The organism is Ruegeria sp. AF5 (assembly GCF_056541905.1).
This window is the reverse complement of sequence record NZ_JBQFYZ010000001.1, coordinates 51,967-74,429: the sequence shown is the minus strand read 5'-3', so window position 1 is coordinate 74,429 and position 22,463 is coordinate 51,967. Positions and strand designations below refer to the sequence as shown.

The 22,463-nt window shown below is 59.3% G+C and carries 18 protein-coding genes and 1 riboswitch; of the genes, 14 read left to right on the top strand and 4 right to left on the bottom strand.

Translation table 11 applies throughout. The features are described from left to right. Nucleotides 1–173: 173 nt before the first annotated feature. Nucleotides 174–1,118, bottom strand: coding sequence for a helix-turn-helix domain-containing protein (locus tag ACR0DS_RS00345; protein ID WP_480508838.1), 945 nt, complete (start codon nt 1,116–1,118; stop codon nt 174–176). Nucleotides 1,119–1,183: 65 nt separating this feature from the next. Here ACR0DS_RS00345 and ACR0DS_RS00340 point away from each other — a divergent pair, with 65 nt between their 5' ends. The 5 genes from ACR0DS_RS00340 to ACR0DS_RS00320 all read left to right on the top strand — a co-directional run bounded on the left by ACR0DS_RS00340 (nt 1,184) and on the right by ACR0DS_RS00320 (nt 6,808). After that, on the top strand, nt 1,184–2,515 hold the full coding sequence (locus ACR0DS_RS00340) for a metal-dependent hydrolase family protein (RefSeq protein WP_480557311.1): 1,332 nt from the start codon (nt 1,184–1,186) through the stop codon (nt 2,513–2,515). A 13-nt stretch (nt 2,516–2,528) separates the two neighbouring features. Then, nucleotides 2,529–2,924, top strand: coding sequence for a hypothetical protein (locus ACR0DS_RS00335; RefSeq protein ID WP_480493912.1), 396 nt, complete (start codon nt 2,529–2,531; stop codon nt 2,922–2,924). Between the two features lie 113 nt (nt 2,925–3,037). Further along, on the top strand, nt 3,038–3,811 hold the full coding sequence (locus tag ACR0DS_RS00330; RefSeq protein WP_480557309.1) for an efflux RND transporter periplasmic adaptor subunit: 774 nt from the start codon (nt 3,038–3,040) through the stop codon (nt 3,809–3,811). A 62-nt stretch (nt 3,812–3,873) separates the two neighbouring features. After that, nucleotides 3,874–5,214, top strand: coding sequence for a metal-dependent hydrolase family protein (locus ACR0DS_RS00325; protein ID WP_480508834.1), 1,341 nt, complete (start codon nt 3,874–3,876; stop codon nt 5,212–5,214). A gap of 10 nt (nt 5,215–5,224) precedes the next feature. Then, a complete protein-coding gene (locus ACR0DS_RS00320; RefSeq protein WP_480557307.1) occupies nt 5,225–6,808 on the top strand; it encodes a HoxN/HupN/NixA family nickel/cobalt transporter in 1,584 nt (527 codons plus the stop codon). Nucleotides 6,809–7,242: 434 nt separating this feature from the next. On the opposite strand, the gene ACR0DS_RS00315 is transcribed toward ACR0DS_RS00320, so the two are convergent. After that, the gene (locus tag ACR0DS_RS00315; protein WP_480493443.1) at nt 7,243–7,941 is read right to left on the bottom strand and encodes a glutathione S-transferase N-terminal domain-containing protein; all 699 of its coding nucleotides are present in this window, start codon (nt 7,939–7,941) and stop codon (nt 7,243–7,245) included. 123 nt (nt 7,942–8,064) lie between these two features. After that, nucleotides 8,065–8,142: riboswitch (SAM riboswitch) on the top strand. A 61-nt stretch (nt 8,143–8,203) separates the two neighbouring features. On the opposite strand from ACR0DS_RS00315, the gene metZ reads away from it, so the two are divergent. From metZ to ACR0DS_RS00290, 5 genes are all read left to right on the top strand, one after another. Next, the gene (metZ, locus tag ACR0DS_RS00310) at nt 8,204–9,394 is read left to right on the top strand and encodes an O-succinylhomoserine sulfhydrylase (RefSeq protein ID WP_480557305.1); all 1,191 of its coding nucleotides are present in this window, start codon (nt 8,204–8,206) and stop codon (nt 9,392–9,394) included. A 245-nt stretch (nt 9,395–9,639) separates the two neighbouring features. Further along, the gene (gene folE2, locus ACR0DS_RS00305) at nt 9,640–10,743 is read left to right on the top strand and encodes a GTP cyclohydrolase FolE2 (protein ID WP_480557303.1); all 1,104 of its coding nucleotides are present in this window, start codon (nt 9,640–9,642) and stop codon (nt 10,741–10,743) included. A gap of 283 nt (nt 10,744–11,026) precedes the next feature. Then, on the top strand, nt 11,027–11,665 hold the full coding sequence (locus ACR0DS_RS00300) for a hypothetical protein (protein ID WP_480557301.1): 639 nt from the start codon (nt 11,027–11,029) through the stop codon (nt 11,663–11,665). Between the two features lie 59 nt (nt 11,666–11,724). After that, nucleotides 11,725–13,173, top strand: a complete 1,449-nt coding sequence (locus ACR0DS_RS00295; protein ID WP_480481441.1) for a TrkH family potassium uptake protein — start codon at nt 11,725–11,727, stop codon at nt 13,171–13,173. Beyond that, nucleotides 13,173–14,747, top strand: coding sequence for a 5-guanidino-2-oxopentanoate decarboxylase (locus ACR0DS_RS00290; protein WP_480557299.1), 1,575 nt, complete (start codon nt 13,173–13,175; stop codon nt 14,745–14,747). The genes ACR0DS_RS00295 and ACR0DS_RS00290 overlap by 1 nt, the downstream gene beginning before the upstream one ends. Nucleotides 14,748–14,814: 67 nt before the next feature. On the opposite strand, the gene ACR0DS_RS00285 is transcribed toward ACR0DS_RS00290, so the two are convergent. After that, nucleotides 14,815–16,554: a serine protease gene (locus ACR0DS_RS00285; protein ID WP_480557297.1), complete on the bottom strand. Its 1,740-nt coding sequence runs from the start codon at nt 16,552–16,554 to the stop codon at nt 14,815–14,817. 207 nt (nt 16,555–16,761) lie between these two features. Between ACR0DS_RS00285 and ACR0DS_RS00280 the strand changes: the two genes are divergently transcribed. Further along, a complete protein-coding gene (locus ACR0DS_RS00280) occupies nt 16,762–17,694 on the top strand; it encodes a glycine--tRNA ligase subunit alpha (protein ID WP_267363360.1) in 933 nt (310 codons plus the stop codon). Between the two features lie 5 nt (nt 17,695–17,699). On the opposite strand, the gene ACR0DS_RS00275 is transcribed toward ACR0DS_RS00280, so the two are convergent. Next, nucleotides 17,700–18,332, bottom strand: coding sequence for a MarC family protein (locus tag ACR0DS_RS00275; RefSeq protein ID WP_480493435.1), 633 nt, complete (start codon nt 18,330–18,332; stop codon nt 17,700–17,702). Between the two features lie 78 nt (nt 18,333–18,410). On the opposite strand from ACR0DS_RS00275, the gene ACR0DS_RS00270 reads away from it, so the two are divergent. Genes ACR0DS_RS00270 through glyS form a run of 3 tightly spaced genes read left to right on the top strand, consistent with a single transcriptional unit; the run spans nt 18,411 to nt 22,384 of the window. Continuing rightward, on the top strand, nt 18,411–18,932 hold the full coding sequence (locus ACR0DS_RS00270) for a DUF6446 family protein (RefSeq protein WP_480557295.1): 522 nt from the start codon (nt 18,411–18,413) through the stop codon (nt 18,930–18,932). Nucleotides 18,933–18,943: 11 nt separating this feature from the next. Beyond that, the gene (gene gltS / locus ACR0DS_RS00265; protein ID WP_480616656.1) at nt 18,944–20,155 is read left to right on the top strand and encodes a sodium/glutamate symporter; all 1,212 of its coding nucleotides are present in this window, start codon (nt 18,944–18,946) and stop codon (nt 20,153–20,155) included. Nucleotides 20,156–20,164: 9 nt separating this feature from the next. Next, nucleotides 20,165–22,384, top strand: a complete 2,220-nt coding sequence (gene glyS, locus ACR0DS_RS00260) for a glycine--tRNA ligase subunit beta (RefSeq protein WP_480557291.1) — start codon at nt 20,165–20,167, stop codon at nt 22,382–22,384. Nucleotides 22,385–22,463 lie beyond the last annotated feature (79 nt).

Genomic DNA, 22,463 nt, shown 5'->3' with positions numbered 1-22,463 from the left:
CTTCGCCTGTCTTGTGGCGTTTGCTTCTAAAAACGAAAAATTCGCTACTTGCTACCGGCGATAAGGACCGGTTCATATAAAGGCGGTCGCATGAAAGTCGACGTTCTTTGCCGGAATTCATCTATGTTGGAGACGAAGACATGATCGAAGATCTGTGCCAATCAAGGGGAGCACTAGCGCACCAGTATCTGCGACGGCAGTTCTCCGTATACCCGTTTGTAAAACCCACTGAAGCGACCGAGTTCAGAAAATCCCGCTCGTCGGGCAGCCATCTTCACAGTCAGTTTTTCTTCGCGGGCTAAGGACAGTTCATTGTGAACACGCGATAAGCTCAAGTGCCTAGTGTATCTTGCTGGAGAAAGACCGGTTACTTGATAAAAAGCTGCATTTAATGTTGGTGCGCTGACCCCGCATAAACCGCATAGATCGTGCAGGCTAACCGTGGTGTCTTGGTTTTGCATCAGATACTGCTGCGCGGTACGAAATGTTTCATAGGAACGAATGTTTTGCGGCGTATGCGTCGTTCCCTCGCCGATTAAGGCGGTAGCCAAAGCGATGGCCACGGTCTGCTCTACAGCTTCCGGGTCGTCAAAGTTCGTTGATCCGTAAACAGCGTTTGCAAGCGCCGATATCAGGTTGCCGAATGTATGTGGCTCAAGCGATATCGGCCCTTTGGGGATATCAGTCTCATCGGGGTTGTATCCTACAAGAGCCGCCATGACTTTAAGTAGCAAGTCGGTGTCCACGCTGCCCGCAAAGAGATTGCGGCTCGGGGCAAAAAGCTCCGTTTCGTCCCAGCCGAAATTCAGGAATAAAGTCCGTTTGCCGCCGGAGGCACCGTTCAATTTCCAATCACTTGCATCCGTGACCGGTAGCGTAAAAGTGACATAGCCTCGGGGTTGCTCGGTGCGTATGCAAGCTTCATGCGGAAAACGTGTATGGACGAGCCCGACGCGGTCCGATTTGAACCCCATCACCTGATCGACGCCTTCGCTTGGCGAATACTGCACGATCTGACCTTGCAGAAGCCCCTCGTTCATCAATACGCTGAGTGTGCTTGAGAAACGAAAGTACGTCGGTTCCTTCAGAATAATCTCGGTTTTTTTTAATTTCTGCATAACTTTGTGACCACACAATAATTGAAAAAAGCAATAGGCTTCACGGCAGCCGATAGGAGACCGTGATGAAATTTAATAGCTTTGCCCTTGCCATTTTTGCAATAGGCGCTTCTGCAGTTTGCGCGCAAGATGCGGATGGTCCCATTTTAATTACCAACGTGAATGTTTTCAACGGCGTCAACGAGGCGCTCATCGAAAACGCCAATGTGGTCGTGACCGACAATCTGATTACTGCTGTGTCGGCCGAAGATCTCGCGGTGGCAGGCGGCCGCGTGATTGACGGCGGCGGGCGCACGCTGATCCCCGGGCTGATCGACGTTCATTGGCACACGCTATACTGCTGCAACCCGCAAAGTGTCGTGGTGACTGGCGACGTGCTCGAAATCGCCATCCGCGGCGCACAAGGTGCGGAAAAGACGTTGATGCGTGGTTTCACGACCACGCGTGACGTCGGCGGCAACTCCTTCGCGATCAAGCGGATGATCGATCGGGGGGAGTTGAAAGGCCCGCGCATCCTGCCATCGGGGCCGCCCGTGACGCAGACAGGCGGCCATTTCGACTACCGCCCCTACCAGGCGGTGCCGACCAATCCTGCGGACTCCCAGTGGTACTGGTTCAGCGTTGGCGTCATGGCGATGGCGGACGGGGTGCCAGAGGTGACCAAGCGCGCCCGCGAAATCATGCGTATGGGAGCGACGCAGCTCAAGATTTCTACAGGGGGCGGGGTGTCGTCCACCTATGACCCTCTCGACGTCAGGCAGTACACGCGAGCCGAAATCGAGGCTTTCGTCGAAGTCGCCGACACCTACAATACCTACGTCGCCTCTCACACCTTTACGGACGAAGCTGTACGTATCTCGGTCGAGGCCGGCGTGAAAACCATCGAGCATGGCTTTCTCATGAGCCGCGAGACGATGGAATTGATGCGCGACAACGATGTCTGGCTGTCGGTGCAGCCGCTGCTCGATGACGAGGATGGCTTTACTTTCGATGACCCCGTGAGCCAGCAGAAATGGATCGATGTCACGAACGGCACCGACTTCACTTACAAGACCGCGAAAGAAGTAGGGGTCAAGGTGGCCTTTGGCACCGACATCCTGTTCGATCCCGCTCTCGCTGAGCGTCAGGGCGCGTTTCTGGCGAAACTTCAAAGGTGGTACACGCCTTACGAAGTTCTGAAGCAGGCCACGTCGAACAATGCGGAACTGCTGGAACTCGCAGGCCCGCGCCACCCCTATCCGGCTGGCCCCTTGGGGGTCATCGCGGAAGGTGCCTACGCCGATCTGATCCTTGTCGATGGCAATCCGCTTGAGGACATTGATCTGATCGCCGATCCGCATGAAAATTTCGATCTCATCATGAAAGATGGTGTTATCTATAAAAACGAGATCGAGTGAGGCGGTCGGACCGATGCTGTCGTTAAACCGTCTGCTGTTGCTTCAGTCGATTTTCGCGGCGGCCTCGCTCACCTATCTCGTCGTCAACCTGATCCGTAGCGAGACCACCGGCAAGGCGCTCAGCGCGGCGGCCATCGGTCCCTCAATCGCTATGTTCATCGTCTATCTGGGCATTCTCTGGCTCGGCCGCTCGGGCCATATCGGCTGGTACCGGATCGGAATGATCCCGGCGCTCATCCTCTTCGGGGGCGGCGGGGTAGCCGGGAATATCCTTCGGTATTTTCAAAGTGGATTGGAGAACTATGCGAGTGTTTCTGCGTTTCTAATTGCTGTTTTGATCAATGGTTGCGGAACAATTCTGAATGTGGTCGCGACACTTGGGCTGTTCAAAAGGGGCGAAACGTTATGAAGATATCCGGCAGTGCCGACGCAAAAGGCAGTATTTCGCGGAGCGAGTGGGCGCGACTTTGCTCAATGCAAATGATCGCATTCGTGAGTTCGCTTGTGATGGCATTTCCAAACATGGCCCCCGCGCAAGAAAACATACTCGAGGTTGCAGAATTCGAGGGTACCGTTGTTCCGGCACGTGAAGCCGAGATCACGCCAATCGTCAGCGCATGGTTGCGGGAAATTACCTTCGCACCCGGCCAAATGGTCGAGGAAGGCGACATCCTGTTCGAGTTCGCAAAGCCGCCTGCGGAGTACCGGTTGCAACTTGCCCAAGCGCAGCTCGATGCCGCGCGCGCGCAATTGCTTGAGGCGATAGCAGACGTCAAACGCGCTGAGACTCTTGCGGATCGGGATGTGGTTTCTGCTGTCGACCTGGAGAAGGCCGAAGCACTTCGTGATATCGCCTTTGCCAACGTCGCACAGGCCGAGGCGAATGTTGGTCTTGCAAAACTTGGCGTGATGCAGATGACACAGAAAGCACCCTTCTCGGGAGTGATGAGTGCATCAATGGTGCGTGAAAACGGCTGGCAGGATGTCGGCGACGGGGACATCACCATGGCTATCATTACGCAACTCGATCCGATCCAGGTTGTGGGTGAGGTGCCTTACGATGTGTACGCGGCGCGGCAGAAGATGTTCGCCTCGGACGAAGCCTTGATCGAAGGGGTCGTGCTCTCGCTCACCCTGCCGGATGGCGAGGAATACCCGTACCGGGGCAAGCTTGTTTCGGGTGGCTACACGTTCGAGGAAGAGACGCAGAAAATCACGGTTTGGGGCGAGTTTCCGAATCCGGAGCATCTTCTTCGGCCCGGCCTGAAAGTCACCGTTCAGTCCGAAGTGAACTGAACCTGTAATTCACAGTTCGGCGCTGACGTCGGACTAACCTGCATCGCACAGCGGAGGCCCGTATGTCTGTAAAGAATTTCGTTGCCACAACCCTTGTCATGCTGGCCGTGTTCGGCCCGGCAGGAGCTCAGGACAACACCGATGCCGGCACTCTCATCACAGGGGCGCGTATCTTCGACGGGCTTAGTCCCGACCTGATCGAGGGGCAGGACGTTCTGATCCAGGACGGCATGATCGCCGCCATCGGGGCCGGACTCGATACGCCCGAGGGGGCCACGGTCATTGACGCTGAGGGGCGCGTCATGACGCCAGGCTTCATCGACATGCACTACCATCTCAGCCTCTGCACGGTGCCGGTGGCGGACATGGCCGGATCCTACGCTCCGGATCTGGATTACATCGGGATCAAGGCGGCGGGCGCCGCGGAGGATGCCCTCATGCGCGGCTTCACGAGCCTGCGGGACGTGGGCGGCGCGTCATGGGGCGCCAAGCTGGCCGCTGACCGCGGCGAGATTGCCGGGCCGCGCGTATGGCCATCGCTTCGGGCGATTTCTCAATTCGGCGGACATGGTGATGCTAATCCCCGCTTCATGAACCCGCGCGAATTCGGTGGACCGGAAAACAACCTCGAACGACTGGGCTACAGCAGGATCGTAAATGGGCGCGACGATGTGCTCGCTGCCGCGCGGGAGAACCTCAAGCGTGGCGCAAGCCAGATCAAGATGCACCTCGCCGGCGGTGTCGGAACTGAGTTCGACCCGATTGATGGGCGGCAGTTCATCAAAGAGGAAATAGAAGCGGCGGTCGAGGTAGCAGACGGCTTCGGCACCTACGTGACGGCACATGTCTATACTGTCGATGGCATCAAGCAGGCCATCGAGGCGGGCGTCCGTTCCATTGAACACGGCAACCTCATCAACGAGGAAATCGCCCAGATGATGGCCGAGAATGATATCTGGCTGAGCCCGCAGGTACTTGTCTACCGCACCTTTTCGCCTGACCTCGGGCCCGTGCGCCTCGCCAAAGGGCGGATGGTTGAGGCCGGGCTCGACAGCATGTTCACACTGGCCAAAAAGTACGGGATTAAGATCGCTTTCGGCACTGACGTCGTTGTGAACCCACAAGCGTGCGCCGATCAGAACAAGGAGTTTGCGGCCCGTCTTGACTGGTTCACGCCTGCCGAGATCCTGACCCAAGCGACCGCAAACTCCGGTGAGCTGCTTCAGCTCTCTGGTGACCGCAGTCCCTATCCCGGCATCGTTGGTCGGCTCGTCGAAGGTGCGCATGCAGACCTGTTGCTGATCGACGGAAATCCGCTCGAGGACATTTCCATCCTCGAAGACCATGAAACCGCGCTCGACCTGATTATGAAGGGCGGGACCATTTACAAAAACGACTTGTAGGAAGTTCAGCATGGTTCAGTCACTTCTGCGGCTGCGTGGCCTTCTAGCCATCTTAGTCATCGCCATCCAGTCCGTCGCCGCCGCAGCGTCCGACGGCGCGAATTCGCAGTTCGCGAGTTGGGATGCGCTCGCTCCCACCGTTGAGCCGTTCGATGACCCCTTCCTCGATATGACGCTGGAACAGAAAAAAGACTTGCGAGATATCTTGATTTCCCAGAAAGCCGAGACCGCCGGGAGTGGCTCGCTCGGTCTGCCGGACGCTGCAAGAGCGGCCCGCGGCAGGCTCGAAGCTGCTGGCCTCGACCCGGATTATCTCCTCGATCAAAGACTGGTCGTAATGAAACGGCGCCGCGAAGAAGCGACCGGCGTGACGTCGACCTTCCTCGATCAACAGGTCCTTCTCGACGGTTTCGTTCTGCCGCTGGTGTGGGAAGGCGAGCGCGTTGTCGAATTCCTGCTCGTGCCCTGGGTCGGTGCCTGCATACACACGCCACCTCCGCCGCCCAATCAGATTATTCACGTCGCCTTCCCCGAGGGACTGGAGCTGAAACGGCGGTTCGAAGCGGTCCGGTTGGAAGGGACATTGCGCCATCGACCCGCAGAGCATGCGCTGTTTCTGATCGATGGAAGCCGGCAGATCCCCGCCTCATACGGCCTGGACGGTGCAGCACTAACCGGCCAGCCGGGTGAAATCGTTGCGGCCTCCGCGTCCGGTGTTCCGGCCCTCATCAGAGCGCAAATCTGGGTAAACACGCTCTTCACATCGGGAATGTCAGAAATCGGCAAGGAGGGGTCGGCACAAGCAATTCTCTTGGCCGTGCTTTTGGCCTTCGGATACGGGGCACTTCACACGCTGGGACCAGGCCACGGCAAGGCGGTCGTGATCTCTTACTTTGTGGGGACAGGTGGCAGTCTCCGACGCGGGCTCAACATGGGCGCGCGCATCGCCGCCTTTCACGTCGCATCGGCGATCGTGGTCGTCTTCCTTCTCGATCTCGCCGTGCGGCAAGCGACAGGAGCTGCCCCCTCCGATTACAGGATGATCCGCCTTCTCAGCTATTCGCTGATTGTCGCCATCGGTGCCGTGATGCTCTGGCAGGCCATTCGCGCCATGCGGCAGCAAACGCCCGAAGCCGTTCAGCACAAGCACGACCATCATCATGCCGATCACGCCCACAGTGCCTGCGCAGCCTGCAATGGGCACGGGGCGCGTGCGGTAGGCGGCTGGGTCGCGGCTGCCGTGGGTGTCGTCCCGTGCACCGGAGCATTGATCGTGATGCTGTTCGGCCTTGCGAATGACCTGATCTGGCCGGCTACTCTGATGGTGGTCTCGATCTCGGCCGGTATGGCGGTCGCCATGTCCGCGCTGGGGGTCGCTGCGCTCTGGGGCCGTGGTTGGGCAGAACGCCGCTTCGCATCTGATCAGCCAACGCGACAACGCTTCGCTAAAGGTGCGCGTCTTGCAGGTGCAATATGCGTTCTTGTGATTGGCGTAGGGCTGTTCTTCACCACCCTTGTTCACGCGCCTACAGATCGACTTCAATTGGACGGAATTGCCACGGTCTCTGAGAGTTTGAGCGTATCTGGAGGATGATCTAGCCTCTTGTAAGTATGTAGTACGAACGAAAGGTTTTCTGGCAAACGCCTAGGTAGACAGTTTGATACCAGTCCCTTCCATCATAGGTTCAGCACGGACGTTTGAGAGCGATTTAGAAGCGATGGAGGATCGTAAAGGCGTTTTTTGGCATCGGTGCCAATAACGACTGAAGCCGAGCAAACTTAGCGCAATTCAAAGTGAAGGTCTGCGAAGCGCACCAAAGCAGCTACAAACTCAAACACGGCGAATGAACACTTTGTCCGCGCTGTGTGATTTCGCGGTTTCAGAATTGCTGCATGTTGCATGAATGGCCGGATTTCCCGCCGCGCCGCGACACGAGAGTTTGCGCGCATGCAAAAATTTTCTGTTCTGCGAGCGCATGCAGCACGAAAATTCAAGGTCAGGTGAGGCCTCAAAGCAGCCCATAAGTCTTACCGCTTGAACAAAACGCTCTGCGCCTGCTTGTCCCGGTGATCCCCTCGCAACTCGGCATACAACGCGCGTCCGGCCTGAACGGCTGGGCGGGCGCTGACGGTTTCCAGCCAGCGGGCAAAGTGCGGTTTGTCCTCCAGCACCTGCTGCTGGCCTTCCCACAGGCTGGCCCAGCCCCAGATCGACATGTCGGCGATGGAATAGAAATCGCCCGCGACATACTCGTTTTCGGCCAGCCGCCGGTCCAGTACGCCATAAAGCCGCGCGACCTCGGCGCGGTAGCGGTCCTTGGCATAGGGCAGGTCCTGCGGCGGGTCCAGTTGCGGGGCGTATTTCAGGAAGTGATGCGCCTGACCCGCCATCGGGCCAACGCCTCCCATCTGCCACATCAGCCATTCCTCGACCGCGATCCGGTCGCGCTCGGTCCTGCCATAGAACCGCCCGGTCTTGCGGGCCAGATACATCAGGATCGCGCCGCTTTCGAAAACCGAAATAGGTGCGCCGTCCGGCCCGTCGGGATCGACGATGGCGGGCATCCGGTTGTTGGGCGCGATCTTCAGGAACCCGGGGTCGAACTGGTCACCCTTGCCGATATTGATCAGATGGGTGGTGTAGGGCAGCTCCATCTCTTCCAAGGCGATGGAAACTTTCCAGCCATTCGGCGTCGGCCAGAAATACAGATCAATCGGGTCAGCCATGTGTTCTCCTGATGTTGACGGGGATCATGCGGGTTTCTGCCGGTTCGGCAAGTACCGCTTACGAAAGCGTGACCGAACCGCAGGCCGGGCTTGACCGAGAACCGCCCGAGGCGTATTGCGATCCTGAAGCTACGTGGCGATTTGTTACCGGATTGCGGGCCACGCTAAACAACACCGCTAAAAGGTCAGGATGAAAGACCCCTTTCGCTTGGCCGCGTCTGGGGTTTTTTGTTTGCCTCCACCCGAGGCTGAAAGGATTGAGATGAGCGAGAACTGGAACAAACGCACCCAAGCCGTCCATGGCGGCATCCGTCGCAGCCAGTATAACGAGGTGAGCGAGGCGATTTTTCTGACGCAGGGTTTCGTCTACGAAAACGCTGAACAGGCCGAGGCCCGGTTTCTGGAATGTGGCCCGGACGAGTTCATCTATGCCCGTTACGGCAACCCGACCGTGTCCATGTTCGAGCAGCGCATCGCGGCGCTGGAAGGCGGCGAAGATGCGTTTGCGACGGCCTCGGGTATGGCCGCCGTCAACGGCGCGCTGACCTCGATGCTGAAGGCCGGGGACCATGTCGTTTCGGCCAAGGCGCTGTTCGGCTCGTGCCTCTATATCCTTGAAAACATCCTGAGCCGCTATGGCGTGGACGTGACCTTTGTTGACGGCACCGATCTGGAACAGTGGAAGGCTGCGATCCGCCCGGACACCAAGGCCGTTTTCTTTGAATCCATGTCGAACCCCACGCTTGAGGTGATCGATATTGCTGCTGTGGCCGATCTGGCCCATGCGGTCGGTGCTGTTGTGGTGGTGGACAACGTGTTTTCGACCCCTGTGTTCTCACGCGCGATCCAGCAGGGCGCGGATGTGGTCGTCTATTCAGCGACCAAGCATATCGACGGGCAGGGCCGTGCGCTGGGCGGTGTGATCATCGGAACCAAGGACTTCATCCGCGGAACCGTTGAACCCTATCTCAAGCATACCGGTGGCGCGCTGAGCCCGTTCAATGCGTGGATCATGCTCAAGGGCCTTGAGACGATGGCGCTGCGGGTCAATGCGCAGGCCGAAAGCGCGCAAAAGATCGCCGAGGCGCTGGAAGGGCACCCGGCATTGGAACGGACGCTTTACCCCGGTTTGAAAACCCATGCCCAGAACGCGCTGGTTCAGACCCAGTTGGGCGGCAAGGGCGGGACTGTGCTATCGCTGGACATCAAGGGCGGCAAGGATGCAGCGTTTGCCTTCCTGAATGCGATGACCATCCCGGTGATTTCGAACAATCTGGGCGATGCCAAATCCATCGCGACGCACCCGGCGACAACAACGCACCAGCGTCTCAGCGACGCGCAGAAGGACCAGTTGGGCATTACACCGGGCCTGATCCGCTTTTCCGTCGGGCTTGAGGATGCAGGTGACTTGCTGGCCGACCTTCGGCAAGCGCTGGAAGCCTCGCAGAAATAAACCAAAGCCCCCCGCGTCCTTTTTGTACTGGGGGGCAGGCTGCGTGCCTAAGCGGCCACTTTGTTTCGGGCGGCAGCCAGGCGTGCCGCCCGCTGTTCCCACCTTCAAAAGGCGCTAACTGTTGCGAGATGACGGTTTTGCGCCGGATTTTTCAATCCGGGCTGCTATTGCCGACGTATCGGGTTAGACTGGTATTAGACCATCAGTCATATATAGTCCGACGACCAACCAAGGAACCGCCGCTGATGAACGTTCACCCGCGTGACATTGATGAAGAACCGGATCGGGACAAGGCTGCCGAGGCTTTGAACGTTCTGCGGCAATGGGCCAAATCTGCTTCGGAAGCCGAGATAAACCAGCTTGACCCGGCTGTGGCCCGGCTGCTGCCCGGTTTGGCAGCGGGCAACTATCCGCCTTTTTCGCGCGCCTACCCCGATGACTTTACCGTCGATGCGGCGTACCGCGCATCCTTGCCGGATTTGCAGAACGGCCCGTCCAGCCTGATCCGTGGGGCCAAACAGCAGATCCAACATGTGGGTATTTCGAACTTCCGCCTGCCGATCCGGTTCCACCGGAAAGAGGGCGAAGACCTGACGCTGGAAACCTCGATCACCGGCACGGTCAGCCTTGAGGCCGAGAAAAAGGGCATCAACATGTCCCGGATCATGCGGTCTTTCTACAAACATGCGGAACGGACGTTCAGCTTTGAGGTTATGGAATCCGCTCTGGACGATTACATGTCCGATCTGGACAGCTTCGACGCCCGTATCCAGATGCGCTTTTCCTACCCGGACAGGATCAAAAGCCTGCGCTCGGGCCTTGAAGGCTACCAGTATTACGACATCGCGCTGGAACTGGTCGAACAGAACGGTGTGCGTCAGAAGATCATGCACCTTGACTATGTCTATTCCTCGACCTGCCCCTGTTCGCTGGAACTCAGCGAACATGCCCGGTCGATGCGTGGTCAGCTGGCGACGCCGCATTCGCAGCGCTCCGTCGCGCGGATTTCGGTTGTCGTGGATTGCGATGCGGATTGCCTGTGGTTTGAAGACCTGATTGCGCTGTGCCGCCGTGCGGTTCCGACGGAAACGCAGGTGATGGTGAAGCGCGAAGATGAACAGGCTTTCGCCGAATTGAACGCAGCCAATCCGATCTTCGTCGAAGATGCCGCGCGCCTGTTTTGTGCCGAGTTGCTGGCAGATCATCACGTCGGTGATTTTCGCGTTGTCGCAAGCCATCAGGAAAGCCTGCACAGCCATGACGCCGTGTCGATTCTGACCGAAGGCCCAACCTTCGCCGCGTCCAGCCTTGACCCGAAACTGTTCACGACCCTGTTTCACGTTGGCTGAACGTCTCGGGTAAGTGGCTAGAATTTAATCAGAGATTTACCTGATCGGCGCTCATTCGCCGCAGCGCAGCAAAAATGCTGCAATTGCGTGAAAAACTCCTGTATCCTGACGGGGAATGCAGCTTCGGCACACCGGCGCGCTCAATGGTGTGTCACCCGAAAGGAAGCCGAGACGTGAGACGCCTTGGACTGCAAGACCCCAACCTCCGCCCGGACCCCCCGAGCGGGCAGGGCGCTTTACCCTTACTTTTCTGGCTGCATCGTTTTCACAGGAGATCTATGGAATGAATCCGATTACCCAACCGCTGGAGCTTCAGGCCGCGGCTATACGCATGGCTGGCTATGCGATCGTCAACCAGATCAAGATTGCACAGATCATGACCCGTTCGGCGCTTGAACTGCCGATGGTGCCGGTCCACGCCCTGCATCTGGCAGCATCAGCACCGGGTCCAGTGGTGGAAGCCCCGGCGGAAAAACCGGCGGCCAAACCCAAACCTGCCGTGGCGCGCACGAAACGCGTACCGGTGAAATCGTCAACGGCCAAGAAAAAGCTGGCCCGCAAACCTGCACCGGCCAAGCCGGCGGTCAAACCGGTTGAGTTTTCAGCCAGCCCGCGGCCCACGGCGGCACCCCCGGCGGCAGCCAAACCGACACCAGCGGTTAGTGATGAAAAAGCAGTGAAGCCTGTTGAATCCGCGGCGACACCTGCGACCGAAACCGTGTCGCCCGTAACGCCCAAGCCCACCCCTGCGACACCGGCGCCCGTTCAGGCAGCGCAGGTCAGGCCGACACAGGCCGATCCTGCCCCGGCCAAGGTGCAGGCGAAACCAGCCCCGGCGACGGAACCGCGCAAACCGCAGGCGCGAAAATCACGCGCCCCGTCCAAACCGCCTGTGATGCCCGGAACAGATGTCAAAAACTGACAGGTAAACCGGGATCATCTGCTTGACACGGTCGGGTTGGCACGCCAACCCTGCGCGTCATGATGGATCTTCGCCCGGTCGGATATGTGATTGGCTTGCTGGTCGCCATTCTTGGGGCGACCATGCTGCTGCCTATGCTCGCGGACCTGATCGAGGGGCGCGGCGAATGGCCGGTATTTCTGGAAAGCGCCATTATCACGACGCTGACCGGGACCGTTCTGGCGATGAGCTGCTCGAACGGTGTGGGCGAAGGGCTGACCATCCGCCAGACCTTCCTGTTGACAACCGGTGTTTGGGCGGCGCTGCCCCTGTTTGGGGCAATTCCGTTTCTGTTCGGTGAAACCGAGCTGCGCTTTGTCGACGCGTATTTCGAGGCGATGTCCGGCCTGACAACAACAGGTTCAACGGTGATTTCCGGGTTGGATACCCTGCCGCAGGGGCTATTGCTGTGGCGTGGTATCCTGCAATGGCTGGGGGGTATCGGGATCATCGTTGTCGCCATGGTGTTCCTGCCCGAACTGCGTGTCGGCGGCATGCAGATCTTCCGCTCGGAAGGCTTTGAAACAATGGGTAAAATCCTGCCTCGCGCGCAAGAGATCGCGGGTCAGATTTCGCTCATCTATGTTTTCCTGACACTGGTTTGCGCGCTGGTTTACGCCGGTCTGGGAATGAACTTTTTCGATGCGCTGGTACATGCGTTGACAACGCTTTCGACCGGTGGGTTCTCGAACTATGACGCCTCGTTCGGAACCTTTTCGGGCCCCGCCGAATATGCGGCGTCGGTGTTCATGATATTGGCGGCGCTTCCTTTTGTGCGCTATGTCCAGCTGGCAAACGGCCATACAGCGTCCTTGTGGAAAGACAGTCAAATTCGCGCGTTTCTGGCGACCATTCTGGTTCTGGTCATCATCATGTCGATTTTCCTGACATCGGTCTTTCCGCATCACTGGGAACAGGCGTTTCGGGAATCTCTGTTCAACATCACCTCGATCATCTCGGGCACCGGCTATGCCAGTGTCGATTACATGGGTTGGGGCAGCTTTCCGATCATGATGTTCTTCCTGATCGGCCTGATTGGCGGCTGCGCGGGTTCGACCGCATGCTCGATCAAGATATTCCGCTACCAGCTGCTATTCGCCTCGATCAAAAGTCAGATCAAACGGATCAGGTCTCCGCATGGCGTGTTCGTGCCGCTCTATGATGGGCGGCCCGTGGGGCAGGGCATTCTGACCTCGGTGATGAGCTTTTTCATGTTCTTCGTCCTGTCGATGGGCGTGCTGTCCTGGGCGCTGGCGCTGACCGGCCTGGACTTCATCACAGCCGTTTCCGGGGCGGCGACCGCGCTGGCCAATGTCGGTCCCGGTCTGGGCGATCAGATCGGACCAGCGGGTAATTTCGCAAATCTCAACGACACGGCCAAATGGTTGCTGACAATCGGGATGCTGGTCGGGCGGCTCGAGCTGTTGGCCGTTTACGCGATCTTCACCGTTCAATTCTGGAGAGGCTGATGAAAAGACCCCTTGGCGCGCAGATTTCGCATATGCTCAAGGATCGTGGCGTGGACGTGATTTTCGGCATACCCGGCGTTCACAATCAGGAATTGTACCGCGGCATCGAAGAGGCTGGCATCCAACATGTTCTGGCCCGTCACGAACAGGGGGCGGGGTTCATGGCCGATGGGTATGCCCGCGCAACCGGCAAGCCGGGGGTTGCCTATGTGATCACCGGGCCCGGCCTGTGCAACATCATGACGCCGATCGGACAAGCCTACAGCGACTCGGTGCCGATGCTGGTGGTGTCGTCCTGCCTTGATGAAACACAGGCCTTGCGCGGCCAGTTGCACCAGATGAAGGACCAGCGCCTTGCGGCCGGAACCGTTGCCGACTGGTCGGCACAGGCCAACACGGCCGAGGCCGCCTATGCGCTGGTCGAACGCGCCTTTGAAGAATTCGTGCTGTCGCGCCCGCGCCCCAAGCACATTCAGGTGCCAATCGCGCAGTTGCAGGCCGAGGCTGATCCGGCACCTTTCCCCAGCCAGCCCGCGTTGCGCACCAAAGCGTTGCCGCCTGACGTATCGCCTGTTGTCTCGATGCTGAACCTTGCGCGCAGGCCGCTGTTCATTCTGGGGGGCGGTTGCAAGTCCAGCGACTGGCGGCAGATTCTGACACAGCTTGGGGCTGCCTGCTTTACCACTTATGCAGGGCGCGGGCTGCCAGGCGCAAACTATCCGCTGGATTTCGGCGCATCCCTGCCGCGCCCCGGCAGCGCCGAGGTTATCGCCTCAGCGGATCTGGTCATCGCGGTCGGCGCCGAACTGGGCGAGGTCGATCTGTGGCGCAGCGACCTTGGGCATTCGGCAACATTGATCCGGGTTGACCTTGATCCCGAAGTCCTGTCCGACCACCATCGCGCCGCGATCAAACTGCAAACCGACAGCGAAAGCTTTGCCCGCGCCTTGTGGCAGGCGACCGAAAACCTGAAACCGGCAACCGGCTGGTCGCCCGACGAAATTTCCGAAACCCGTGCCCGGTGGCGGGCCGAGGTGGATGCCGAACGGCCCGGAATTGTAGCAGTGGCCGATGCGCTGCGCGCGGCGATGCCCGCAGATACCATGATCTATTCCGACATGACCCAATTCGCCTATGTCGCGAAAGAAGTGTGGGACATGGCCTATCCGCATCACTGGCATCATCCGACCGGGTTCGGAACGCTGGGCTATGGTTTGCCGGCTGGAATTGGCGGCGCGGTGGCGCGGCGCGGCAAACCAACGGCGGTTATCGCCGGGGATTACGGGTTCCACTATACGATGCAGGAACTGGGTGTTGCGGTCGAACTGGGTTTGTCGCTGCCGATCATCCTGTGGGACAATGGCAAGCTGAAAGAAATCGAAGACAGCATGGTCCGCAGCCAGATCGCGCCCAATGCGGTCGTGGCGCATAACCCGGATTTCTGCAAACTGGCCGAGGCTTTTGGCGCGCGTTCCTCAGCCCCTTCATCTCTGGCTGAGATGCAGAGCGCGGTTCGCGCGGCGTTTGATGCACCTGTCCCGACCTTGATCCACGTGACCCCGGACATTCCGTAACAAAAAGCGCCGCATCTTCATGCGGCGCTTTGGTGTTTCAACGTCTGGTTTCAATGTCTGTGCGGGCTTAGTCCCAGCAGTGTACCAGAACCGTCATTCCAGTCGCGCGCCGGTTCAGCTCGTTAGGGGAAATCCGGGTGGTTTCCTCGCTCGACTGGCCGGAAACGCCGGCTTTCGTCAGGATTTCTGTCAACCGCTCGACCGTTGCCGCAAGGCTGACAGACGCGGGCAGGGTGCGCCCCTCGGACGGTGTGGGCAGCAGCATACCAACCACGTTGCCGCTGTCGTTGAAGACCGGTCCGCCCGCATCGCCGGGCTGTGCGTTCAGGGCCAGCCGTTTGATACCTGTCTCGCCGTTCAGGCCACGGATATCCGCGATTTGACCGTAGGTCAGCGTCGGCGCGCCCAAAGCCCCCTGATAGGAAAAGCCGGATACGGCCACTTCGGACTGAATGCGCGGCTGGGTGGTGCTGAAAGCAGCAACACTCATGGGTGCAAGGGCTTTTGCAGGGCGTAAAACCGAAACACCAAGCTCCCGGTCCGTCAGCGCCAGTTGAACCTCCTGATCCCCCTCCAGGGTGATCCGGGTGCAGCTTTCGGCGGCTTCCGACACCGTCAGAACCGTGCCGTCGGCACCAGCGAAAAAGCCCGACCGCGACAGCCGCGGCTTGCGGATCTGAAGACCCGAGACCAGATCGATGCGCTGTTCCGCATCCGCACCGGCGGCGGCATCCAGAACCGCGTCCGTTGTGCTCAGGCTGGTCGCCATCGCAGCCAGAACACGCAGGCGGCGCGCCTCGTCCCCTTCGGGCCAGACCAGCGTAAAGCCCTTGATCATTCCATCGGCCAACCGCGCCTGCGTGAATGAAACGATCCCATTGCCGCGCCCTTCAAGGGTAAACTGGTCGCGGCCAAGCTCACGCGGGCCGTTCAGCGGAACAATTTCAAGCGACTGCATCACCTGGTAAAGGGCGCGCAGCGTGTTCTTGTCACCCTCCTGACTGATCAAAAGGGCCTGGGCGTTCAGATCCGAGGCGCTTTTGAAATGTACGAACGGAGCTTCATAGCGGTCAAAGCTGACTGTACCCAACGGCATGTCCAGCGCAATCCCGGCCGCGTCGTCGGAATACCGGTCCATCCCGGCCGAGATCAGCGGCGCGTTGTATTCATCCAACAGGGCCTTGCGCTGCACCGTGGTCAAAACGCCCGTCGCCTCATAGCCGTTGAACCGCTGCCAATCGCCCATCGACCGGCGGGTTCCCTGACCGAAAGCGCCATCGATGGTCGAATTATAGAAACCCGCCGCTTGCAGGGCCGTTTGCAAGTCTCTCCGTTCCTGCGCGGTCAAAAGGCGCTCGGATTGCAGCGCTTGTGCGCGGGTTTCATCCGAAACCTGCGGGGTCGTAACCGCCACGGGTTCTTCCGCCTGTGCTGCCGGTTCCGTCGGCGCGCTTACGACGTCGCGGTTTACCGCGTTTTCGCCGACAGGCCAGAACTGTTGCCCCAACGCGCTTGAAAACGCGACAAAGCTGTCACGCGGGATCTGTCCCTCAGCCCGGTATACGCGCAAAACCTGCTCGGCATCGCCGCGCGAATAGGGGCCAATGACGATGGCATACCAGCCACTGTTCAGCCGAAACCCGTTCACATCGGGCAGGGTGCTGGCATAGGCTTGCGCCCGGTCCTGCGCTTCGCGCAGCGACGGCTGCGCCTCGACCTGAACCCAGACGCCGGGGTCTTGTTGTGCGGTCGCGGCGCGCAGGCCGACCAGAAGAAACAAAAGAATTGCTGAAAATACGCGTGTCATTGTCTGCCCGTGTTATGCGGTGTTTGTACTGAGGTGCAGAATACGCGATTTCATTTGCCAAATACCATGCTGAGAATGCGGGGAATTTGTGGTGTGGCCGCGCAGATACAGCCACAGCCCAAAGCCCCGTTGACGCCCCTCGGCCCCTTGCATAGGAAGGGCCAAACCGACCGGAACCGGGCGCACGGGGCGCCCAGAGGGAATGTCATGACCGAACCGACCAGCGCACCGCGTTCATTTCAGGAAATCATCCTCAGGCTTCAGTCCTACTGGGCCTCGAAAGGCTGTGCGATTCTGCAACCCTATGACATGGAGGTCGGGGCAGGGACGTTCCATCCCGCAACCACCTTGCGGGCGCTGGGATCCAAGGCATGGGCCGCAGCCTATGTTCAGCCGTCGCGCCGTCCCACGGATGGGCGTTATGGCGAAAACCCCAACCGGCTTCAGCATTACTACCAGTATCAGGTGCTGATCAAACCCAGCCCTCCGGATTTGCAAGAGCTGTATCTGGGCAGCCTTCAGGCCATTGGCATCGACATGGATCTGCATGATATCCGCTTTGTCGAAGACGACTGGGAAAGCCCCACACTGGGCGCATGGGGGCTTGGCTGGGAAGTCTGGTGTGACGGAATGGAAGTCAGCCAGTTCACCTATTTCCAGCAGGTCGGCGGCCATGACTGCACGCCTGTCTCGGGTGAGCTGACCTATGGTCTCGAGCGTCTGGCCATGTATGTGCTGGGCATCGACCACGTGATGGACATGCCGTTCAACGATCCGCAATCACCCAGCCCGCTGAAATACGGCGACATCTTCAAACAGACCGAAGAGGAATACGCCCGCTGGAACTTTGACGTGGCCAATACCGAGGTTCTGCTACGCCATTTCGAAGAGGCCGAGGCTGAATGCGCCACGATCCTGGCGCAGGCGCATGACGATCCGAAAACCGGCAAGCGCATCATCATGGCGCACCCGGCTTATGACCAATGCATCAAGGCGTCACACATCTTCAACCTGCTGGATGCGCGGGGCGTGATCTCGGTCACCGAACGACAGGCCTATATCGGACGCGTGCGGGCGCTGGCCAAGCAATGCGCGGATGCCTTTGTGCAGACCGAGGCGGCCGGGTTCAGCGCCGGATGAGGCGATCAGGCCAGTCCCGGCAACAGGGCTTTCAGGCCGTCCGCGATCATGCTGACGGCGATAGCCGCAAGAATCATCCCCATAAAGCGGCTCATGATCACGCGCGCGGTGTCGGACAGGCGTTGGGCCAGCCAGGCCGCATTCCAGAACGTGATCAGAAGCAGGCCAACAACGGCAAGGAATACGCCTGCATAAACAAAGGCTTCTACGGGCTTCTTGATCTGGTGTGCATACAGGATCAGCGTGGTGATGGTGCCGGGGCCTACCAGAATGGGAAAGGCCAGCGGATAAAAGGCGACGGTGTCGGGTTCGGGGTAAGCGTCCTTTTCCCCCTTCGTCCCGTGATGAGAGGTGCTTTCGTGTCCGTTCAGCATGTTCAGACCGATCATCATGACAACCAGACCACCGGCGACGCGCAGATGATTGACGCTGATGCCAAAAAGGCCAAGCGCCTGACTGCCGACCAGGGCAAAGGCACCGCCAAGGATCAGGCAGTAGATCACGGTTTTGACCGCAATCTTGCGCTGTTCGGTGGCGGACAGGTCCTGAGTGACGCTCAGAAACACCGGCAGGTTAGTGACCGGGTTCATGATCGCAAACAATGCGCCGAAAAATCCGACGGCAAAGGTGGATTCCATCGTGTAGACCTCGTTTCTGCCTGTTCCCCGATGAAACCTGTCCTATTTTACAAGAACTTGAAAGAGGCGGCCTGAAAGATGACGGGAAAACTGCTGGCAATTCTTCTGCTGCTGTCGGCCATCGTGGCAGGCCTCGGCATGTATTATCTACAGGTCTACGGCTATTATTATGAGGTCGAACCGCAACCGGGGCAGGACGTTGCCCTGATGACGGATGCAGGCGGTGTGCCGGAACCCATCGCCTATTCCGGGTTTCAGGCAATTGACGCCGACAGTTCGCCTATTCGGTATCGCGCCTGTTTCGAGACCGAATTGTCGCCGGACCAGATGGCTGGATACGTGCCTGTCGAAAACTCCAAACCCCTGACCGCACCGGGATGGTTTGAATGCTACGATGCGGTGTCTTTGGCGGAAGCGCTTGAATCCGGTCAGGCGCGGGCGTTCATGGGGGTGAAGAACATTCATTTCGGCGTCGACCGGATCGTGGCGATCACCGAAGAAGGCAAGGGCTATGTCTGGCACGCGTTGAACAATTGCGGTGAAAAAGCCTATGACGGTACCGTCGTGGGCGAGGAATGTCCGCCGCGCCCGGAAAACTGAAGGAGCAGACCGTGGGCCATGTCATAGAAATCCCCGATTTCCTGACGGCCACTCTGGGGTTTGCGGTCTATCTGATCGGGGCCGAGATCAACGCACGTGTGACAACCCTGCGCAATTTCAACATCCCCGAACCCGTAACAGGGGGCCTGCTGGCCTCGCTGGTGGTTCTGATGCTCTATCTGGTCTTCGGGATCGAACTGTCCTTTGGCCTGACAGCCCGCGATTTCCTGCTGGTCCTGTTTTTTGCCGGGATCGGCCTGAACGCCCGCCTGTCTGACCTCATTGCTGGTGGTAAGCCGTTAATCTTGCTTTTGATTCTCACTCTGGCGACGATAGTCTTTCAGAATGTGATTGGCGCGGCTGGGGCGGTGATCTTCGGCTATCCCGCACAGGCCGGTGTGTTGTTCGGATCGGCCGCTCTGATCGGTGGGCACGGTACGGCAATCGCATGGGCGCCGGACGTGGCGCAGGCAACGGGGCTTGACGGCGCGACCGAACTGGGTGTGGCCGTCGCCACCCTTGGATTGGTCCTTGCCGCGCTGGTTGGCGGCCCGATTGCGCGCCTGCTGGTCGAGCGGCGCGGCCTGAAGCCTGACCGCCCCGACGAAGAACACAGCATCGGATTGCCGGATGAGCATGACGGGCACACCGCAAACATCGATCATCTGACCGTCATGCGCGTCCTGCTGCACCTGAACCTGGCGATCATCTCGGGGTATGCGCTGAATGAATCAATTGCCGCCGCCGGGCTGAAACTGCCGCTGTTCGTGCCCTGCCTGATCATGGGCATCGTGATCGCCAATCTGCGGGACGCGCTGTTTCCCGGCGCTCCGAAAGTGTCGCGCACACCATCGCTGGCGTTGATTTCGGAATTTGCGCTGGGCGCGTTTCTGGCAATGTCGCTGATGAGCCTGCAACTCTGGACCATCGCGCAGCTGGGCATGGCTATTGCCGTGATCATGACAGCGCAGACGCTCTTTGCGGTGCTGTTCGTCCTCTGGGTGCTGTTCCCGGTCATGGGGTCCAACTATCGCGCGGCTGTACTGGCCGCTGGGTTTGGCGGCTTTGCGTTGGGGGCCACCCCCACCGCTATCGCAAATATGACAGCCGTGACCAAGCGATATGGCCCATCGCCTATTGCCTTTATCGTGCTGCCCCTTGTATCCGCCTTCTTTGTGGATATCGCCAATGCCATCGTCATTCAGACGATCGTCAATTTCTAAGGACCGACAATGCCCGACCTGCTGATCGAACTGTTCTCCGAAGAGATCCCCGCACGGATGCAAGCCCGTGCCGGCGAGGATCTTAAAAAACGGATTACCGATGGTCTGGTCGAGGCCGGTCTGACCTATGCAAACGCCGCCGCCCTGACCACGCCCCGCCGCCTGACGCTGGCGGTCGAGGGGCTGCTGGCGAAAAGCCCCACCATCCGGGAAGAACGCAAGGGCCCAAAGGTCGGCGCGCCCGACAAGGCAATCGAAGGGTTCCTGCGCGGCGCGGGCCTGACCCGTGATCAGCTGGAAGAACGCGAAACGCCCAAGGGGGCCATCTATTTCGCCACCATCGAAAAGGCCGGTCGCCCCGCGGCTGAGATCATTGCTGAAGTGCTCGAAACCACCATCCGCAATTTCCCTTGGCCTAAGTCCATGCGCTGGGGCAGTGGCAGCTTGCGCTGGGTGCGCCCGCTGCATTCGATCCTGTGCATTCTGACGGATGAGGCCGGGGCGCAGGTTGTGCCAATGGATGTCGATGGCATTTCGTCCGGCGACACCACAGCAGGACACCGCTTTATGGCGCCCAACCGGTTTTCGGTCACGTCTTTCGACGATTACGCGGCCAAGCTGAAGCGGGCTTTTGTCGTCCTGTCCCCCGAGGAACGCGCCCGGCACATCTGGAACGACGCCCAGAACATGGCCTTTGCCGCCGGTCTTGAACTGGTCGAAGACAAGGGCCTGCTGGCCGAGGTCGCCGGGCTGGTCGAATGGCCGGTCGTTCTGATGGGACAGATTGACGACGAATTCCTCGACCTACCGCCCGAGGTGCTGCAAACCTCGATGAAAGAACACCAGAAGTTCTTCTCGGTCCGCAATCCCAAAACGGGCCGGATTGAACGGTTCGTCACTGTTGCGAACCGCGAAACCGCGGACAATGGCGCGACCATTCTGGCGGGCAATCAGAAAGTGCTGTCGGCCCGTCTGGCGGATGCCAAGTTCTTTTGGGAGAATGACCTGCGCGTCGCCAAATCGGACATTGCACAATGGACCCGCGCGCTGGAGAACGTCACCTTCCACAACAAACTGGGAACGCAGGCCGACCGGATCGGGCGCATCGCCGCGTTGGCCCGCGAACTGGCCCCAGTGACCGGAGCCGATGCCGATCAGGCTGAAAAAGCCGCGCGCCTGGCCAAGGCCGACCTCAGCTCGGAAATGGTCTACGAATTCCCCGAACTCCAGGGCCTTATGGGGCGGTATTACATCGAAGCGGCAGGTGAAGATGCCGCCGTGGCCGCCGTCGCGCAAGAGCACTACTCGCCTTTGGGGCCGTCGGATGATGTCCCCACTGCTCCGCTGTCGGTGACCGTTGCATTGGCCGACAAGCTGGACACACTGACCGGGTTCTGGGCGATTGATGAAAAGCCTACTGGCTCGAAAGACCCGTTTGCCCTGCGCCGTGCGGCGCTGGGGGTTATCCGGTTGGTGCTCGACAATGACCTGCGTCTGCATCTGGATCGGTTTTTCGACAGACAGCTGCTGCGTGCTGAAAGCGCTGCAAACGAGGCGCTGGCGGCTGAAAATGTTGACGAACTGTTGGATGAAATCGCAGATCATGGCGTGTTTGGCGCAGCCTTCCAGACTGTCAAGGAAAGGCTGGGAGAATTGTCGGGTGCCGATTTCCTGAGTCTTGAAAAGAAGATACCCGACGCATCCGACGATCTCCTCTCGTTCTTCCACGACCGCCTCAAGGTCTTCCTCCGCGACGAAGGCATCCGTCACGACGTCATCGATGCCTGTATCGCGATGGACGGAAATGATGATCTCAACCTGCTGGTCAAACGCGCCCGCGCGCTGAACGCGGTGATCGCGACCGAGGATGGCGAGAACCTCGTGCAGGGCTTCAAGCGTGCCAACAACATCCTGACCCAGGCCGAAGAAAAGGACGGGGTGGAATATTCCTACGGTGCGGATGTGAAATTCGCCGAAACCGACAGCGAAAAGGCATTGTTTGCCGCTTTGGATGCAGCACAGGCGCAAATCGAGCCCGCGCTGAAATCAGAAGATTTCCCCACGGCCATGGCCGCCATGGCCGGGCTGCGCGGGCCGGTGGATGCGTTCTTTGAGGATGTGCAGGTCAACACCGACAATGACATTGTTCGCCGCAACCGGCTGAACCTTCTCAGCCAGATCCGGCAGATCTGCTCCAGCGTGGCCGATCTGACCCGGATCGAAGGGTAAACGACTGGGCGCACTGGCAGGCGCGCCCACAACGCACTTGCGTGAAGGGCGCAAGCGCCTATGCTGCAGACAAACCAAA

Coding starts and splice junctions, on each gene's coding strand:
- ACR0DS_RS00345 (WP_480508838.1), bottom strand. CDS start 1,118: ATGCAGAAATTAAAAAAAACCGAGATTATTCTGAAGGAACCGACGTAC.
- ACR0DS_RS00340 (WP_480557311.1), top strand. CDS start 1,184: ATGAAATTTAATAGCTTTGCCCTTGCCATTTTTGCAATAGGCGCTTCT.
- ACR0DS_RS00335 (WP_480493912.1), top strand. CDS start 2,529: ATGCTGTCGTTAAACCGTCTGCTGTTGCTTCAGTCGATTTTCGCGGCG.
- ACR0DS_RS00330 (WP_480557309.1), top strand. CDS start 3,038: ATGGCCCCCGCGCAAGAAAACATACTCGAGGTTGCAGAATTCGAGGGT.
- ACR0DS_RS00325 (WP_480508834.1), top strand. CDS start 3,874: ATGTCTGTAAAGAATTTCGTTGCCACAACCCTTGTCATGCTGGCCGTG.
- ACR0DS_RS00320 (WP_480557307.1), top strand. CDS start 5,225: ATGGTTCAGTCACTTCTGCGGCTGCGTGGCCTTCTAGCCATCTTAGTC.
- ACR0DS_RS00315 (WP_480493443.1), bottom strand. CDS start 7,941: ATGGCTGACCCGATTGATCTGTATTTCTGGCCGACGCCGAATGGCTGG.
- metZ (WP_480557305.1), top strand. CDS start 8,204: ATGAGCGAGAACTGGAACAAACGCACCCAAGCCGTCCATGGCGGCATC.
- folE2 (WP_480557303.1), top strand. CDS start 9,640: ATGAACGTTCACCCGCGTGACATTGATGAAGAACCGGATCGGGACAAG.
- ACR0DS_RS00300 (WP_480557301.1), top strand. CDS start 11,027: ATGAATCCGATTACCCAACCGCTGGAGCTTCAGGCCGCGGCTATACGC.
- ACR0DS_RS00295 (WP_480481441.1), top strand. CDS start 11,725: ATGATGGATCTTCGCCCGGTCGGATATGTGATTGGCTTGCTGGTCGCC.
- ACR0DS_RS00290 (WP_480557299.1), top strand. CDS start 13,173: ATGAAAAGACCCCTTGGCGCGCAGATTTCGCATATGCTCAAGGATCGT.
- ACR0DS_RS00285 (WP_480557297.1), bottom strand. CDS start 16,554: ATGACACGCGTATTTTCAGCAATTCTTTTGTTTCTTCTGGTCGGCCTG.
- ACR0DS_RS00280 (WP_267363360.1), top strand. CDS start 16,762: ATGACCGAACCGACCAGCGCACCGCGTTCATTTCAGGAAATCATCCTC.
- ACR0DS_RS00275 (WP_480493435.1), bottom strand. CDS start 18,332: ATGGAATCCACCTTTGCCGTCGGATTTTTCGGCGCATTGTTTGCGATC.
- ACR0DS_RS00270 (WP_480557295.1), top strand. CDS start 18,411: ATGACGGGAAAACTGCTGGCAATTCTTCTGCTGCTGTCGGCCATCGTG.
- glyS (WP_480557291.1), top strand. CDS start 20,165: ATGCCCGACCTGCTGATCGAACTGTTCTCCGAAGAGATCCCCGCACGG.